15 protein-coding genes are annotated in these 15662 nt (G+C 48.8%); 6 read left to right on the forward strand and 9 right to left on the reverse strand.

Going from position 1 to position 15662, the window contains the following annotated elements:
• Nucleotides 1-27 precede the first annotated feature (27 nt).
• Both BUB86_RS15885 and BUB86_RS15890 read right to left on the reverse strand, forming a co-directional pair.
• On the reverse strand, nucleotides 28-2190 hold the full coding sequence (locus BUB86_RS15885; protein ID WP_073211431.1) for a TonB-dependent receptor plug domain-containing protein: 2163 nt from the start codon (nucleotides 2188-2190) through the stop codon (nucleotides 28-30).
• Between the two features lie 127 nt (nucleotides 2191-2317).
• Complete coding sequence (locus tag BUB86_RS15890; RefSeq protein ID WP_073211432.1) at nucleotides 2318-3634, reverse strand: glycosyl hydrolase family 8; 1317 nt, start codon at nucleotides 3632-3634, stop codon at nucleotides 2318-2320.
• Between the two features lie 105 nt (nucleotides 3635-3739).
• On the opposite strand from BUB86_RS15890, the gene BUB86_RS15895 reads away from it, so the two are divergent.
• Nucleotides 3740-5644 carry a DNA topoisomerase 3 gene (locus tag BUB86_RS15895; RefSeq protein ID WP_073211433.1) on the forward strand — a complete coding sequence of 635 codons (1905 nt, stop codon included), beginning with the start codon at nucleotides 3740-3742 and terminating at the stop codon, nucleotides 5642-5644.
• A 98-nt stretch (nucleotides 5645-5742) separates the two neighbouring features.
• Nucleotides 5743-7830 (forward strand): OmpA family protein, encoded by a 2088-nt coding sequence (locus tag BUB86_RS15900; protein ID WP_073211434.1) that lies wholly within the window; start codon nucleotides 5743-5745, stop codon nucleotides 7828-7830.
• Here BUB86_RS15900 and BUB86_RS15905 read toward each other — a convergent pair.
• Genes BUB86_RS15905 through BUB86_RS15920 form a run of 4 tightly spaced genes read right to left on the reverse strand, consistent with a single transcriptional unit; the run spans nucleotide 7742 to nucleotide 9550 of the window.
• Nucleotides 7742-8131: a DUF5056 domain-containing protein gene (locus tag BUB86_RS15905; RefSeq protein ID WP_073211435.1), complete on the reverse strand. Its 390-nt coding sequence runs from the start codon at nucleotides 8129-8131 to the stop codon at nucleotides 7742-7744. The genes BUB86_RS15900 and BUB86_RS15905 overlap by 89 nt on opposite strands.
• On the reverse strand, nucleotides 8121-8660 hold the full coding sequence (locus tag BUB86_RS15910; protein ID WP_073211436.1) for an RNA polymerase sigma factor: 540 nt from the start codon (nucleotides 8658-8660) through the stop codon (nucleotides 8121-8123). Before BUB86_RS15910 ends, BUB86_RS15905 begins: the two co-directional genes overlap by 11 nt.
• A 3-nt stretch (nucleotides 8661-8663) precedes the next feature.
• Nucleotides 8664-8864: a PspC domain-containing protein gene (locus BUB86_RS15915; protein WP_139261686.1), complete on the reverse strand. Its 201-nt coding sequence runs from the start codon at nucleotides 8862-8864 to the stop codon at nucleotides 8664-8666.
• Complete coding sequence (locus BUB86_RS15920) at nucleotides 8861-9550, reverse strand: DUF6249 domain-containing protein (RefSeq protein WP_139261688.1); 690 nt, start codon at nucleotides 9548-9550, stop codon at nucleotides 8861-8863. The genes BUB86_RS15915 and BUB86_RS15920 overlap by 4 nt, the downstream gene beginning before the upstream one ends.
• A gap of 112 nt (nucleotides 9551-9662) precedes the next feature.
• On the opposite strand from BUB86_RS15920, the gene BUB86_RS15925 reads away from it, so the two are divergent.
• The 3 genes from BUB86_RS15925 to BUB86_RS15935 are packed head-to-tail and all read left to right on the forward strand — an operon-like array spanning nucleotide 9663 to nucleotide 12277.
• Complete coding sequence (locus BUB86_RS15925) at nucleotides 9663-10904, forward strand: methyltransferase RsmF C-terminal domain-like protein (protein ID WP_175549529.1); 1242 nt, start codon at nucleotides 9663-9665, stop codon at nucleotides 10902-10904.
• An 18-nt stretch (nucleotides 10905-10922) separates the two neighbouring features.
• Nucleotides 10923-11717: a thymidylate synthase gene (locus tag BUB86_RS15930; RefSeq protein WP_073211440.1), complete on the forward strand. Its 795-nt coding sequence runs from the start codon at nucleotides 10923-10925 to the stop codon at nucleotides 11715-11717.
• A 23-nt stretch (nucleotides 11718-11740) separates the two neighbouring features.
• Complete coding sequence (locus tag BUB86_RS15935; protein ID WP_081373296.1) at nucleotides 11741-12277, forward strand: dihydrofolate reductase; 537 nt, start codon at nucleotides 11741-11743, stop codon at nucleotides 12275-12277.
• 29 nt (nucleotides 12278-12306) lie between these two features.
• On the opposite strand, the gene ccsA is transcribed toward BUB86_RS15935, so the two are convergent.
• Together ccsA and BUB86_RS15945 are read right to left on the reverse strand one after the other, a co-directional pair.
• Nucleotides 12307-13092: a cytochrome c biogenesis protein CcsA gene (gene ccsA / locus BUB86_RS15940; protein ID WP_175549530.1), complete on the reverse strand. Its 786-nt coding sequence runs from the start codon at nucleotides 13090-13092 to the stop codon at nucleotides 12307-12309.
• Between the two features lie 7 nt (nucleotides 13093-13099).
• Nucleotides 13100-13975 (reverse strand): cytochrome c biogenesis protein ResB, encoded by an 876-nt coding sequence (locus tag BUB86_RS15945; RefSeq protein WP_073211442.1) that lies wholly within the window; start codon nucleotides 13973-13975, stop codon nucleotides 13100-13102.
• Between the two features lie 183 nt (nucleotides 13976-14158).
• Here BUB86_RS15945 and BUB86_RS15950 point away from each other — a divergent pair, with 183 nt between their 5' ends.
• The gene (locus BUB86_RS15950; protein WP_139261690.1) at nucleotides 14159-14914 is read left to right on the forward strand and encodes a hypothetical protein; all 756 of its coding nucleotides are present in this window, start codon (nucleotides 14159-14161) and stop codon (nucleotides 14912-14914) included.
• A 62-nt stretch (nucleotides 14915-14976) separates the two neighbouring features.
• Here BUB86_RS15950 and BUB86_RS15955 read toward each other — a convergent pair whose 3' ends face one another.
• Nucleotides 14977-15354 carry a hypothetical protein gene (locus BUB86_RS15955; RefSeq protein WP_073211444.1) on the reverse strand — a complete coding sequence of 126 codons (378 nt, stop codon included), beginning with the start codon at nucleotides 15352-15354 and terminating at the stop codon, nucleotides 14977-14979.
• Between the last annotated feature and the right edge of the window lie 308 nt (nucleotides 15355-15662).

Below are 15662 nucleotides of genomic sequence, written 5' to 3' on the forward strand. Positions count from 1 at the left end.
ATATTGCGTATTTAGAAAAATGATGGATTACTTACTGATATAATAACGGAACTTGAGCGAGAACGAGCGACCTGGCTTCTGCAGGCGATAGTTGTCGTAGAGCTTGGCGTTGGTGATGTCGGTACACTCGAGCACCATGCTGTAGCGACCATCGCAGAGGCTGTAGCCCAGCGACACATTATGCGACAGCTGCTCAGGAATGACCTTCTTAGTGGCCTTGGCACCCAGACCCGTGAACGAGAGATAGTAATCGTGCACATACTGCACATCGTAAGCCAGAGAGAGGGTATTGCCACGAGCAAAGAGGTTACGGAACTGATAGTCGGCATGGCCGTTCATGAAGAAATAAGGGATGTTGGGCAGGCGCTGACCATAGGTAATATTCTCGATGATGCCATCGCCCACAAAGGTATTCTCGGTGGTCTGGTACTGCTGATCATCCTTGATGTCCTGATAAGTGAGATTGCCACTGAGGTGGAGGGCATCGCGATAAGAATAGGCCAGCGAAGCCTCGAAGCCACGGGTCTTTACACGTCCGATGTTGTCGTAGCTGGTGGTAGGATTGCTTGAGAGGGTGACACCACGCAGAATGAAGTCCTTGGTATCGCGATGGATGTAGTTGACCTCGGCCTGCACGCGGTGGGCGCTGAAGGTGTGGTCGAACAGCAGTCCGACATTGAGGTTATCGCTACTCTCAGGGCGCAGGTCGGGATTGCTCTTCTGGATGAGTCCATCGCCAAACAGCTCAACAGCCTCAGGCATGCGATAGGCATGTTCGAACGACACCTTAGCCTGGAGCGAAGGTAATATATAATAGGTGGCAGCAGCACCATAGCCGAAGTTGCTTTTGGTCGAGGTAAGCTTCTCCCAGCGCTGGTCATCGGTAAACTGATCCATTAACTTGTTGGTAGAGCTATAAACCTGGTACATCTTGCCAAACACATGGGCATTCCAGCGGTTGTAGCGAATCTGATAACCCAGACCAGTGATGTTCTTGGTGAGCTGCTGGGGAACATTGTTCATCTCGTAGTCGGGATACATCTTATCGTCGCTCTTACGGCGAAGAGCTGAAAAAACATGGTTGAGTGTAAGGGAGTGATGGTCGCTGACAACATAGTTGAGGTTGGCATTGGCCTGCCACTGGCGCTCGCAGATGGTAGCATCGGTGAGATAAGCCTCGCCAGCCGTAGTGCTGGGAACCCACTGGCCTAGCCAATTGTAGCGACGAGCCAAGGTATCGACATTGTGCGTATTCACCATGCTATAAGTGCCATAGAGCGAGAGCGAGAGTCCTGGCAGCAGCAGATCATCCTTCTTATACCTAATACTAGGTATGAGCGACCAGCTATTGTTCTTAACACCACCATAGACGGCATCCATAGTGGCACCTGTCTGCACGTTGCGCTTATCGGCCGAGGCGATGACGCCAAACAGCAGATAATCGGCCCACGACTTAGCCACAACACCCGACTCGAGCTTGATGCCGAACGAGCGGTAGCCATCGTTGAAACGGCGCACCCAATCTTCGCCTTTCTGCTGGTTGGTAGCAAGGTCAACGATAGGCGCATAGACCTTGTAATCGTTATCAGAGTAGTTGGCAAAGGCGTTGGCACGCAGCGTGAAGCCACCTTTTGAAGTAAAGACGCCATTCAAGGCAGCACGATGGGTGTTATACGAACCAACAGAATAGGTAGCATCAAGGTAGTTGGCATTGCGACGGGTAACGATATTCACTGCTCCGCCAAGGGCATCGGAACCCAGATAAACGGGCAGCACACCCTTGTAAACCTCTACGCGGTCGGCCATATTGGCTGAGATATTGGCCAGAGAGAACGACGAGCCGAAATTGTCCATAGGAATGCCATCGATAAAGAACTTGACCTGATTGCCCGTAAAGCCGTTCATCGAGAGGCTGTAGTTTGAACCCAGTCCGCCTTCCTCGCGTATCTTGACTGAGGTAACGGTGTTGAGCACCTTATTGAGCGGAGTGGCAGATACATACTGCTTGGCCAGATCGACCACTGAAATGGCGTAGGCCTGCTCCTGCATGCGGCGGGCCTTACTCTTGCCCACAATCTTTACCTCTTTTAAATCGATTGAATCGTGAAGATCCTGCTGCGCCTGAAGCTGACTGCAAAAGGCCACGAGAGCCACAGCGCACAGCAAACTTTTTGCGTTGTTTTTAAACATCTGTATATTCTAATTATATTAATATTATCCTGAGCAGTTTTGCGGGTGCAAAGGTATAACATAATCAGAACATACACAATACCTAAAAATAATGAAAAATCCCCACCGTTGCTGGTGGGGAGCTCATTTATCGTTGTGGTTCGATGATGCGATAGTTTCCGCTGAGGTGCATGAATGCAAAGAGGCGCAGCAGCCCGTCGTAGTAGGCATCGAAATAGCCATCTTCGAACGGCTCGTGCTTTGCATTCCACAGTGCATCAACAAACTCCTTCTTCTTGGCGTGGTCGCACAGGATAGATGCGGCAGCAACGGTGCTGACGAGACCAATGCTGTGACGCAGCTTGCGGAAACCACCAGCAGGAATAATTTCATCTTCCTCAGGCAGAGAGCCGTCCGTGCGATACTGATCGAGGAACTTATCTACACCCTGAGCATAGAAGAAGTTCTGAATGGTCTCGCCATACTGCTTCTGCCATTTGGCATCGGACCCACTCCACTCGTAGTCGAGCGTGATGTTCATTGGCACGCGCCAAGAATCGTAGCGGAAGTTGTTGCTACCATTACGGCGTGGCTTCTGGCCCTGTGGGCGCTGAGGCATGCCTGGGAAACGGGGCATCTGCATCTCGCTGCCATCATACTGGCTCATATCGCCATTCAAGCCCGTCTTAGGGTTGATGGCCTTATGCAGGAACTCGCGAGAGGCCTTGGCGCACTTGTTCCAATAATCGGAACGACCATCATCGGCCCACTTGGCCCACACCTCGTAGAAGGCAGGAATATGGTAAGAGGGATCGGTAAACTTATTGCCAAAGCCATCGGGAGTAAAAGTAATCAGATTGGTTTCAGGGTCGATGAGATACATCTTCTGTGGCCCCTGCTGCTGGGGGCCAAAGCCTGGGAAACCGCCTTTCATGGGCTCAGGGGTGTACTCCTTAGGCTGTACGCAGTTAAGAATGTGCTGCGCCTCAGCCTTGTAGTTAATGCCAGTATCGTTGCCCCAACGGTTAGAGGCAAAAATGAGTGCAGTGATGAAATACAGCTCGCCATCGCTGGCTGCACCCTCGGCATTGTGCGTGCCATCGGTCTTACAGCTCCAGGCAAAATAACCCTTGCGATTGCCACTCTGGTGCTGCATGTACTTCTTGCTCCAGCGCCACAGGCGGTCGAAGATATCCTTCTCGCCAAACTGCGCGGCAATCATCATGCCATACGACATACCCTCAGTGCGGGCATCGTGATTCTTGATATCGCTCACGTAGCCCATAGAATCGCCCACCTCGAAGTAGACTTTATTGGGGCCACGGAAAACATCGTTGAACACCTGTTTGAGCCTTGCATCAACCTGAGCAGGCTGATAGCCCATCTCAACAAATACATTACGGTACTCGGCACGTATCGACATCGACATAGCCATCAGAATAGTGATAATAATTAGCTTTTTCATTATGTAAAAATAGGGTTTATTCTATGAATTATGACGAAAAAAGCGATGAAAAGTTTAATTATTCGAATAATTTCCACTACCTTTGCACCTAAAATAAAGAAAGATATGATAGTCTGTATAGCAGAGAAACCGAGTGTAGCTCGAGATATAGCAAGAATTCTGGGGGCCAACAGCTCGCACGATGGATATATGGAAGGCAACGGGTATCAGGTTACCTGGACCTTCGGACATCTGTGCACGCTGAAAGAGCCTGGCGATTATACACAAGCCTGGAAGCCCTGGGCACTGACTCAGCTGCCAATGATTCCACCACGATTCGGCATCAAGCTGATTAACGATAAAGGCATTGAGAAGCAGTTTAAAATCATTGAAGGTCTGATGCAGAAGGCCGACAGCATTGTGAACTGTGGTGACGCTGGACAAGAGGGAGAACTGATACAGCGATGGGTGATGCAGAAAGCGCAGGCCACCTGTCCTGTTAAGCGACTCTGGATATCTTCGATGACGGACGAAGCCATCCGCGAGGGATTTGCCCAGCTCAAGGATCAGCAGGATTACCAGCCATTATATCTGGCAGGACTCTCTAGAGCCATTGGCGACTGGCTGCTAGGCATGAACGCCACACGACTCTACACTCTGAAATACGGACAGAACCGCCAAGTGCTGTCAATAGGACGTGTACAGACACCTACGTTGGCGCTCATCGTGAATCGCCAGAAGGAGATTGAGAACTTTAAGCCAGAGCCTTATTGGGTGCTAGCCACCGTCTATCGCGACACCACCTTTACTGCCACTAAGGGTAAGTTTACGAGCAAAGAGGAAGGCGAAAAGGCGTTCGAGACCATCGAAGGCAAGCCTTTCACCGTGACCAAGGTGGAGAAGAAAGAGGGTAAGGAACAGCCTCCACAGCTATACGACCTAACATCGCTACAGGTAGACTGCAATCGTAAATACGGCTACTCGGCAGAGATGACACTGAACCTGATTCAGAGTCTCTACGAAAAGAAATATACCACTTATCCACGTGTTGACACCCAGTATCTGAGCGATGATATCTACCCCAAATGTCCGCAGACACTGAACGGTCTCTATCAGACCAAGTTTGCAGGGGTAGCGCCTTATGCTGAGCTGATAAAACCCATAGGCGGCAAGGCACTGAAGAAATCGAAACGCGTATTCGACACATCGAAGGTGACCGATCACCACGCCATTATCCCCACAGGTGTAGTGCCACAGAATCTGAACGATGCCGAGCAGAAGGTGTTCGACCTGGTAGCTCGTCGTTTCATAGCCGTGTTCTTGCCTGATTGTAAGTTCTCAACCACTACTGTGCTTGGTGAAGTTCGAGGGTGCGAAGGTACGGAGGTACAAGGGGGCGAGAATACTGTAGAATTCAAAGTAACGGGAAAGGAAATTCTGGATCCAGGTTGGCGCGTGGTTCAGGGCAAGGAGCAGCCAAAGGCCGAGGAAGAAGGCGAGAAGAAGCAGGACGATGAGGAGCGCACTCTGCCCACATTCGTGAAGGGCGAAAGCGGTGAGCACAAGCCTACGCTGACTGAGAAGTGGACCACTCCCCCAGCCTACTACAACGAGGCTTCGCTGCTACGCGCCATGGAGACTGCAGGAAAATTCGTAGAAGACGAAACACTGCGTGCCGCCATGAAGGAGAATGGCATTGGTCGCCCATCAAGTCGCGCTGGCATCATCGAAACACTCTTCAAGCGCCACTACATCAAGCGCGAACGCAAGCGACTGATAGCCACACCAACTGGTATCGAGCTGATTGACCTGATACGCGAGGAGCTGCTGAAGAGTTGCGAGCTGACGGGTATCTGGGAGAAAAAGCTACGCGATATAGAGCATCAGAAGTACGACCCCAAGCAGTTTATCGACGAGTTAAAGCAGCAGGTAACTGAGATAGTTAACGAGGTGATAGCCGACCCCAGCAATCGCCGCGTAACGGTATTAACCGATGCCGACCTCAAAAAAGTAAAATCAGCTAAGAAATAAGTAAAAAGCCTACGGATTATACGGATTTTACGGATTATATTCTGTCCACGATAGTAGGTAAAACAATATTTTTGAGAGAATTGCGTTTATAATATGGTATGCGAAAAGTCATATACATATTATATATAGTGTGCTTCACCCTGCTGCTGATGGGCTGTGGGGTGGATCAGGCTGTGAAGAAGGGCGATAAGTTCTGGGCGGTGGGCGAATACTACGATGCAGCAGAGCAATATAAGAAGGCCTACAGTCAGACGCCCAGCAAAGAACGCACCACTCGCGGACAACGCGCCAAGAAACTAGCCGAATGCTATCGACGACTGAACCAAACCAATAAGGCGATTTCAGCCTATAACAATGTTATAAGATACAAGCAAGCCGATTCGCTCACACACCTGTATCTTGGGCAGCTCTACATGCGAAACGGCAACTATAAAGAAGCAGCAAAACAATTCGCTGTCGCAATCGACAGTTTAGAGGTAAGAGATGAGAGCGAAGAGGTGAGAGGTTTGTTACAACTCGCAAAAACTGGTTTGGAATCTTCCCAGAAGGCGCCACAATGGAAAAAGGAAGGTTCGGCCTATACCATCAAGAAGATGGACCTGTTTAATTCGCGCCGCGATGACTATTCGCCCATGCTTTCTGGCGATAGCGACGATCAACTCTATTTTACCTCAACCCGTAATCAGGCCCAAGGCGACGAGCTGAGCGGCATCACTGGGGCAAAGAATGCCGACATCTTCTACGTTCAGAAAGACGAAAAAGGCAAATGGGGAAAGCCACAGGTCATAGCCTCAGAGCTCAACTCTGTCTACGATGAAGGAGCCTGCTGTTTCTCGCCTGATGGTAAGACAATGTATCTGACACAATGCGCTACCGATCCTGACTATCCGCGATATGCTAAGATTATGGTGTCTACACGTAACGATGCCTCATGGAGCAAGCCCAAAGAACTGGTAATAGCTCGCGACACGCTATCGAGCTTTGCACACCCAGCAGTGAGTCCTGATGGTGAATGGCTGTACTTTGTAAGCGATATGGCTGGAGGCATGGGCGGACTCGACATCTGGCGATGCCGACTAGAAAGCAGTACTGAGGTGAGCTATGCTGAAAACGTAGGAGCCCCCATCAACACCCCAGGCGATGAGATGTTCCCCACCTTCCGCCCCAATGGCGATTTATATTTTTCGAGTAACGGCCACCCTGGATTGGGAGGGTTGGATATCTATTACATATCTCACCCCACCCCTGAGCCTTCCCCTATAAAGGGCGGGGAGAACGTGGAGGTGGCACACCCAGGCTGGCCGCTGAATTCGCAGGGCGACGACTTCGGAATGACTTTCGAGGGGAAACTGAACCAAGGATTCTTCTGCTCGAATCGTGGCGACCTGCGTGGCTTCGACCATATCTACAGCTTTTATAACCCAGAGGTTATCCAAACCGTTAAGGGCTGGGTATACGAACAGGATGGCTACGAGTTGACCGCAGCCCAAGTGTATATGGTGGGTAACGACGGCACCAACATCAAGCTGAGCGTAAGAAGCGACGGCTCGTTCACGCAGGAGATAAAGCCTAATGTAGACTACGTGATACTTGGAACATGCAAGGGATTTTTGAATCATCAGGAGCAGATACGTGTGGAGCCAACTAAGAAATCAGAAGAGTATGTGCTGCAATTCCCACTGGCCAACATCTCAGCCCCCGTGCTGATTGAGAACATATTCTACGACTTCAACAAGGCCACTCTGCGCCCTGAATCAAAGCAAGCGCTCGATGAACTGGTGCAGCTGCTAAACGAGAATCCCAACATCACCATCGAGCTATCGGCCCACACCGATTGTCGTGGTTCGGAGGCCTACAACGAGCAACTGTCACAACGTCGTGCTGAGAGCGTGGTGGCCTATCTGATAGCCCACGGCATAGCAGCCGACAGATTAACACCTAAGGGTTATGGCGAGAGCAATCCTAAGCGCATCAAGAAACGTGTGGCTGAGAAATACGAATTCCTCAAGGAGGGCGATGTACTGACGGAGGAGATGATCAGCGCGCTCCCTGAGGAACTGCAGGAACAGTACCATCAGATGAACCGAAGGACTGAGTTTAAAGTGTTGCGGACAACTTACGGATTGTTTGATAAGGCAGGAAAACTAGTACAAAGCCCAGCAGCAGCACCACAACCCAAGGATTAATAGAAATCTCTGTGGTTGGAGCCGTAATCAGGAACACCTCGATGGCGTTTATCAGCATCTGCTTTCCACCAGAGATGGCGCCCTCGATGATAGGCCATCCGCTGGTAAGCCAGAATACTACCAATCCTATAACCAGACAGAACAAAGTCCAGAGATGCGACAATCTGCGAACTCTAGATTCTGCCATATCCGTCTCTGGCAGGTTCATCATCACCCGCTCAGTAAATCCGTTATCTTCTATTGTCTGCTTTGCAGCCTCTTCGAAAAACTGCTTCAGCAAAATGTCATTTTTATCCTCCATAACCGTTCTCCTTTAAATAGTTTGCCATTTTATCTTTTCCTCGCTTCAAATGCGATTTAACAGTATTTTCCGCAATGCCTGTTATCTTGCTGATCTGGTCGATGGGGTATCCATCTATCAGCTGCAAGGTGATACAAGTGCGTTCGTCAGGTTTCAATAGCGCCATCGCAGCGTGTATGTCCATCTTGATATTAGAATCGCCAGTATTGGCTGATTGACGAACGGCGCTCGAATCCTCGATATCGTAGGTCTGCTTGCGAGCGCGCAGATCGTCGTAATATACATTATATGCAATACGCATCAGCCACGTCGAGAAGCTGCTCATGCCACGGAACTTGCTGATATTCATATAGGCCTTGATAAAGGTCTCTTGTGCCAAGTCGTCGCTAAGCTGTTCATCGCCCAGTGTCTGGTTCAGAAAGAACCTGCGCACAGGCGACTGGTACTTCCTAACAAGCTGGTCGAACGCCTGCTTGTTGTGGAACACCGCCACCTGTGTCACTAGTGCTATGTCGCTGATGCTAGCCATTATTTACTTCTGTTCAATCCAGTTCTTTTCTGGCATTACAATCCAACATACGATGTAAAAGATCACCCCGCTGAAGCAAGTGCATATTGTAAGGAATGCATATGCCAGGCGTACCATTGTGGGGTCGAAATCCAGGTACTCAGCTATTCCGCTGCAAACTCCAGCTATTACTCTGTCGTTTGATCTCATCAGTCTCTTATTCATAATTCCTCGTTTTTAGGGTTGTTGTTTTCAAAATCACGATTCATATTCTTCAAGTCTTCAGTATTCTTGCGCGACTGGCGTGCGATGATAAACTTACCCAGTCCGATGAAGAATACCAGTGCGCCTATACCTACTCCAAGCTCATCGATGATGATACCCAGGAAGATGGCCAGTCCGATACCTGTAAACATCTGGCGGATTCCAGCGTTATACATGCTGTTGTCGGCAAAGGTTTCTGCAGCGCTGTCCTTCAGCAGCTGGTCAGGAATGGGCTGTCCGTTCTGGATGGCCATCTGAGCCAGGCGATACTTCTCTTTGCGATTACGATTGATGAAGTAGAACACCAGAATCAGGATGACAACAGGCAAGAAGAAACCAAAGCAGAGAATAGCAATGATTGGAATCAGGAATACACCTCCACCCATGCTTTCAAACATGCCTTTTACGAATTCGTCTGCTTCTTCACCTTCTATAGTTACGCGCTCATAACTGTCATCAGCATCATCAACATTAGAATTGGTTTTAGCAGCAGTAGTGTCAGAGAAGGCTTCTATTGAGCCCTGATCGTGTTTTACAGAGTCGCTCACCTGCTCAGTGCGAGGCGTGTGGCGATGCTTTTGTGCTGTGGCACTTGTGTTGGAACTAAGTGCGAGCACCATGGCGATTGCGATTAAATACTGTTTCATATCTTCTTTGTTTTAAATTCTACACCTGTTTGACGTAACAAATCAAAATTTAGTTGCAAAGATAGTGATTTTTCTCAGATTTTTTTTAATTTTGCCACAAATTTCTGAGATAATGGTCAATTTACCAGCCGATTTTGTTGCAGAAACGCGCAGGATAATGGGCGATGAGAGGTTTAATCGCTTCATAGGAGCTTTCGAAGAGGAAGCCCCCACTTCTATTCGCGTGAATACGCGAATAGACATTGAACATGGAACATTGACCATTGACCATTTTGATAGTCAAGTGCCTTGGTGTCATGAGGGATATTATCTGAAAGATAGGCCCCAATTCACGTTCGACCCTATGTTGCATGCTGGATGCTATTATGTACAGGAGGCCTCATCGATGTTCGTCACTCACATCTTGCGCAATGTTCAATGTTCAATGTTCAATGTTCAATGCGCATTAGATGCTTGCGCTGCCCCTGGAGGCAAATCAACGGCCATGCGTAGCGTATTGCCTGAGGATTGTGTGCTGGTAAGCAACGAGCCCATGGGTAATCGCGCTCAGATTCTGTTGGAGAACATCACCAAATGGGGAGCACCTAACTGCATCGTCACCAACAACTACCCTCGCGACTTCAAGAAAGCCAAGCTTAAGTTCGACGTCATCCTGTGCGATGTACCTTGCTCTGGCGAGGGAATGTTTCGCAAGGATCCTAACGCCATCAGCGAGTGGAGCATGCAGAATGTGGAGAAGTGCTGGCGACTGCAACGCGAGATTGTGGCTGATGCATGGGAGTGCTTGAACCCTGGCGGACTATTTATATATAGTACGTGTACATATAATACAAAGGAGAACGAGGAGAACATCCGTTGGATTCTCGAGAATTTCGATGCCGAAGTGCTCAATATCCCCATCGAACCATCGTGGAACATCACAGGCTCGCTGCTCCCTGGTTTCACAGCCCCCGTCTATCGCTTCATCCCTGGCATCACGCGTGGCGAAGGATTATTTGCTTGCGCGATAAGGAAGAACGGAGGTGCGGAGGAGCGTGGGTGCGGTGGCGCGAGATTAGACGAGCGAAAACTCAAAGGCTTAAGTGTTCTCGTACCCCCGTACTCCCGTACTCCCGTACCTCCGACAGTAGACGTCGACTACCTCGAGGCCATCAAATACCTCCGTGGCGAGGCATTGGTGCTGCCACCTGATACCCCACGTGGCATCGTCACCATCACCTATAAGGGGCAACCGCTTGGTCCTGCCAAGAACATTGGCAATCGCGCCAACAACCTCTACCCCAAGGCTTGGCGCATCAAGAGCACCCACCTGCCCACTGAGGCACCAAGGGTGATAGAAGTGAAGAGTGAATAGTGAATAGTTATAAAATATATGAAACAGTATTTAGACATCCTGAACCGCATCCTGACAGAGGGCACTGAAAAAGGCGACCGCACTGGCACAGGAACCATCAGCATCTTTGGTACCCAGAGCCGCTATAACCTCGACGATGGGTTCCCATTGCTCACCACCAAGAAACTGCACCTCAAGAGTATTATCTACGAGCTATTGTGGTTCTTGAAGGGCGATACCAACGTGAAATACCTGCAGGAGCATGGTGTTCGCATCTGGAACGAGTGGGCCGACGAGAACGGCGAACTTGGTCCTGTGTATGGACACCAGTGGCGCTCATGGCCTGATTATAATGGCGGCACCATCGACCAGATACAATACGTGCTCGACCAACTGAAGAACAACCCCAACTCTCGCCGCATGATTGTTTCTGCATGGAATGTGGCCGAAGTCAACAAGATGGCTCTGCCACCTTGCCACACCATTTTTCAGTTCTACGTGGCTGATGGTCGACTCTCGCTGCAGCTCTACCAGCGCTCGGCTGATACCTTCCTGGGCGTGCCGTTCAATATTGCCAGCTACGCCCTGCTGCTACAGATGATGGCACAGGTTACTGGTTTCAAGGCTGGCGACTTTATCCATACCACAGGCGATACCCACCTGTATCTAAACCACATTGAGCAGGCTAAGCTGCAGCTAACCCGCGAGCCTCGTCCGCTGCCCAAGATGCTGATTAACCCTGATGTTAAGAACCTGTTCGACTTCAAGTTCGAAGACTTTGAGTTGGTAGGCTACGATCCACATCCACACATTAAAGCAGAAGTCTCTGTTTAATTGAACATTGAACATTGAACATTATGATTAGTATAATTGCAGCAGTGGCGAAGAATCGCGCCATTGGATTTCAGAATAAATTGATTTATTGGTTGCCCAATGATCTTAAGCGTTTTAAGGCATTAACCACGGGCCACACCATCATCATGGGGCGCAACACCTTTCTGTCGCTCCCCAAGGGTGCCCTACCCAATCGTCGTAACATCGTGCTCACGCGCTCTCTGTTTTCCCCTCCTGAGGTAGGAGGGGATAGGGGTGGTCTGAGCGAGCGTATAAATGAGCTCTATCCTGGTTGCGATGTCTACCCATCTCTCGAAGAAGCCCTCGCTCATTGCAGTAAGGACGAAGAGGTATTCATCATTGGTGGCGCCAGCGTATATGAACAGGCATTACCCCTGGCCGATCGACTCTGTCTTACTGAGATTGACGACACGCCAAAGGATGCCGACACCTTCTTCCCACCCTACGCCGATGAGTGGAAGGAATCAGCCCGCGAGGATCACGACATCGACGAGAAGCATTCTTTCCGTTATTCCTTCGTAGACTATGTCCGTAAATAATTATTTTACCGTATAATCCGTAGGTCCTATCATGAATTATAGGTGTGTACTGATGTAGCTTGGGCTGAGGGCAGATAATTGATACCCCACCAGCACATCTGCAGCAACACAAACGCCACTATAAGGCACCATAACGCTAACCGCTGATTGCTATTTGGCAGTCGGCGGTAGTGTATATATATAAGGTACGCGAACCATGTGATGGCAGCCCACGTCTCCTTTGGGTCCCAGTTCCAGTAGTGGCCCCATGCCTCCTTGGCCCAGAGCGCACCAAACAACATGCCCACAGTCATAAACGCCAAACCCACATACACCAGATTGTCTGTAATCTCGAGTTCCTCGGCAGTAACAGCCTTCTTCTTGAAAAACAGCAGATAAATTGCCATCACCGTTGCTGCTCCCAGCACGGCGTAGCAGAACATATACACGATTACATGCGGCGCAAACCACGGACTCTGCAATGCTGGCATCAGCGCCTTAGAGTGCATCTCAGGTTTCAGCAGATTCACACAGATAAATACCAATGCCAAGATGGTCGAGAAAGTAAGTATCCACTTATACTTCCATCGCGTATACACTATTATTCCAGCTAATGGCAGGAAGAACGAGTACCACAGTCGCGTCTCGCCCATAGTTCGCAGAGGTGGACGCTCAAGCGATATCCACATCAGCACAATAAAACTGAAAAACACCAGCAATCCAGTGCCTGTTGTCGCGTAGGCCATCTTTGCCCTGCCCTTCCAAGCGCCCCAGGCACCTACAACCCAGAGCAGCACCGCAGCCACAGCAAAATATATAAATTGTTCCCAAGTAATCATATTCTCACTTTCTCTTTTTACCAAAGATAAACATACACACCGCACCTCCAAGCATCATAAATATGCCAGCATATACCAGCGGCAACCAAGGGTCGCTCACCAGCTCCAGTATCGATATCTTGCTCTCGGCACCCATGCTGGTGTCGTAGCCATACTGATAAATCTTCCATCCATCAACCACTATTGGTTTGTTAACATCGATGGTAGCCTCCATCTCACGGCCTGATTTCTCTACTATCTTGATTGCCGACGCAAATCGCTTGGGACTTCCGTCATCGTAAGTCTCCATCATAAACTTCTTCAGTTCTATGCTCATGGGCATTGTCTTCACCATCCCGTTGTCGGCCACAGCACGCCATTCAGGCAGTCCCTCGGTGGTTATCATCCTAAGTCGCTGCACATCGGCATTACCCAGTGTGGCGGTAGTCATGGCAAGAAACAGCCCCAAGTGGTTCAGCATAAAAGGTATGTCGCGCTTCCACTTGAAATGCAGCGCGCGACCTATGATAACCTGCCCCAATATCAGCGCTATCAGCATGTATATCAGCACAAACGGCCAGAAGCTCAGCATGTTGTTGAACCATGTGCCTTCAGCACTCTGTATGGTAAGTCCCATCACGATAGTCAGCACCACTGCCAGCGCCATGGCAGGTATGGCAGCATAGTTGGTGCCAAGAAACAGCATGGCGTAAACGCGCTTGCGCAACGCATATATCAGGGCGATAATAGCCACAAAAGCCAACATCACTACCCCGTTAACAGGCCATGCAAAGGCACTCCACGCCACAGGCCCTACTGCCAACTGCAGCACCACGCCCAAGGCTATCAGACCTATGCCAATAGCAAAGCCCTCCTTCATCTTCCAAGGTTTATTCCACATAAGTATTTGTTTAATTTGGCCGCAAAGGTACTAAAAAAAAGCCTTCTGATAATCAATATTTTACGATTTTCGTACTAAAATACTCACTTTTAGGTATAATATGTAACAACGTAAAAGAAAAATAATTATATTTGCAGAGAAAATTTCAATCTATAATATTTACCAACTAAAAATTTAAAAATTATGAAACAGATCAGTAGAATGTTTGCTCCAGCTTCAGTAGTTCTGGTAGCCATGTTGTCAATTGCAGGTTGTAAGGGCGATGGTAATGGCGAGGCCAGCAACGATGGTATCTTTGGCGAGATGCCTGCAATAGCTATCGACTACGGAAATCAGGCCATTGCTGTACTCGAATCAGCTAAAGATCTTACCACTATCGAAGATCTTAAGAATTTCACTAACAAGATTAAAGAACTCGACAGCACAGCTAACGCCACAGTAGATGCAGCTCTGCGTAAACTGGAGGGCAAGGAGATTCCTGTTGTTTTCGACGATAACCTTCCTGTTAAGGCCTCTAAGCCATTCATCTTCGACATGGAACAGTCAAAGAATGAGAAGGTGGTATTTGTAGGCGAGATTGAGAATACAGAAGAAATCAACCAGCTTGAGAGCAAATTCAACCAGCATTATCTCTCAGCTGTATATCTCGACAAAGACGGTAATCCACTATGTGTAGGAGGACGCACCACATTCAAACCTGGCGACTACAGCAAGCGATTTGAAAAGGGGGCCAAAGGCGAGTTGAAGGTTAGCCTGAAGATTGAGCCATGGAATGCCGAGTTGCTTTCTAAAGCCCAGAAAGTAAAATTTGCCTCAGTTAAAGACGATAATTTCAAGGTGGTTCTCGACTCAACAAGCAATGTAGAAAGACGCTACAAAGAAATGTTGAAAGCTAAAGAGAAAGAGGCTCAGGAGGCCATTCTTGGCAAACTCAAGTAATCATGCAACTGCTCTGCAATAAATGACGCGCCGACGCGGGGAAACGCCGACGCGCCTAATGATTAGAGTATTACTGTACCTGTTTTATGATATAGAGCGGGTATAGCACCACGTTCCTCGCGAACCTTTTCTACCAGATGATCACGTAGAAATCTACTAATCCTACATCTTGCTGATGATGAGCCCGACAGATTAAAACAACGTACAACATCGTCGTTGGTAAACTCCTCTGGCAGGCGGGCAAAAGCCTCGAAGGTCTTCTGCTTGCGCTGCACATTCACTGAGGCATCCTTCAGCTTGTTGTCGAAATAGGCCTCGGCCATAGCGCCGAAGTAGTGGCGCTGACAGGCGTACTGCATGTTCACAATGAGCTCTGCGAGTTTCCAGTCGATGTCGTCCGTCTCGAACTCGCCACACCAGTAGTCGCCATCCTGATGCATCTGGTCCTAATGTCAGTAAAGGTGTCAACGATTCCAGTAAAGAGTCAACTTATTCAGTAAAGCGACTGTCAACTATATCAGGAAAAAAGCAATAAACTGTCAACCAAAATGGTTCTTCTGCAATTTAGTTGAAAAGAACGATAGTTTATCGGCTATATCAATCGCGATTTATTCTATCTAGTTTGACAAGATTTGCGAATGGTTTTATTTATATATAATTAACTGACAATCAATAATATACGTTGCAAAAATATTAGGATATTTGACAAATTTTTCGTAACTTTATATCGCCAAACATAAAGGAAAAA

The organism is Xylanibacter ruminicola, from assembly GCF_900142525.1.
GTDB classification, from domain to species: Bacteria; Bacteroidota; Bacteroidia; order Bacteroidales; family Bacteroidaceae; genus Prevotella; species Prevotella ruminicola_A.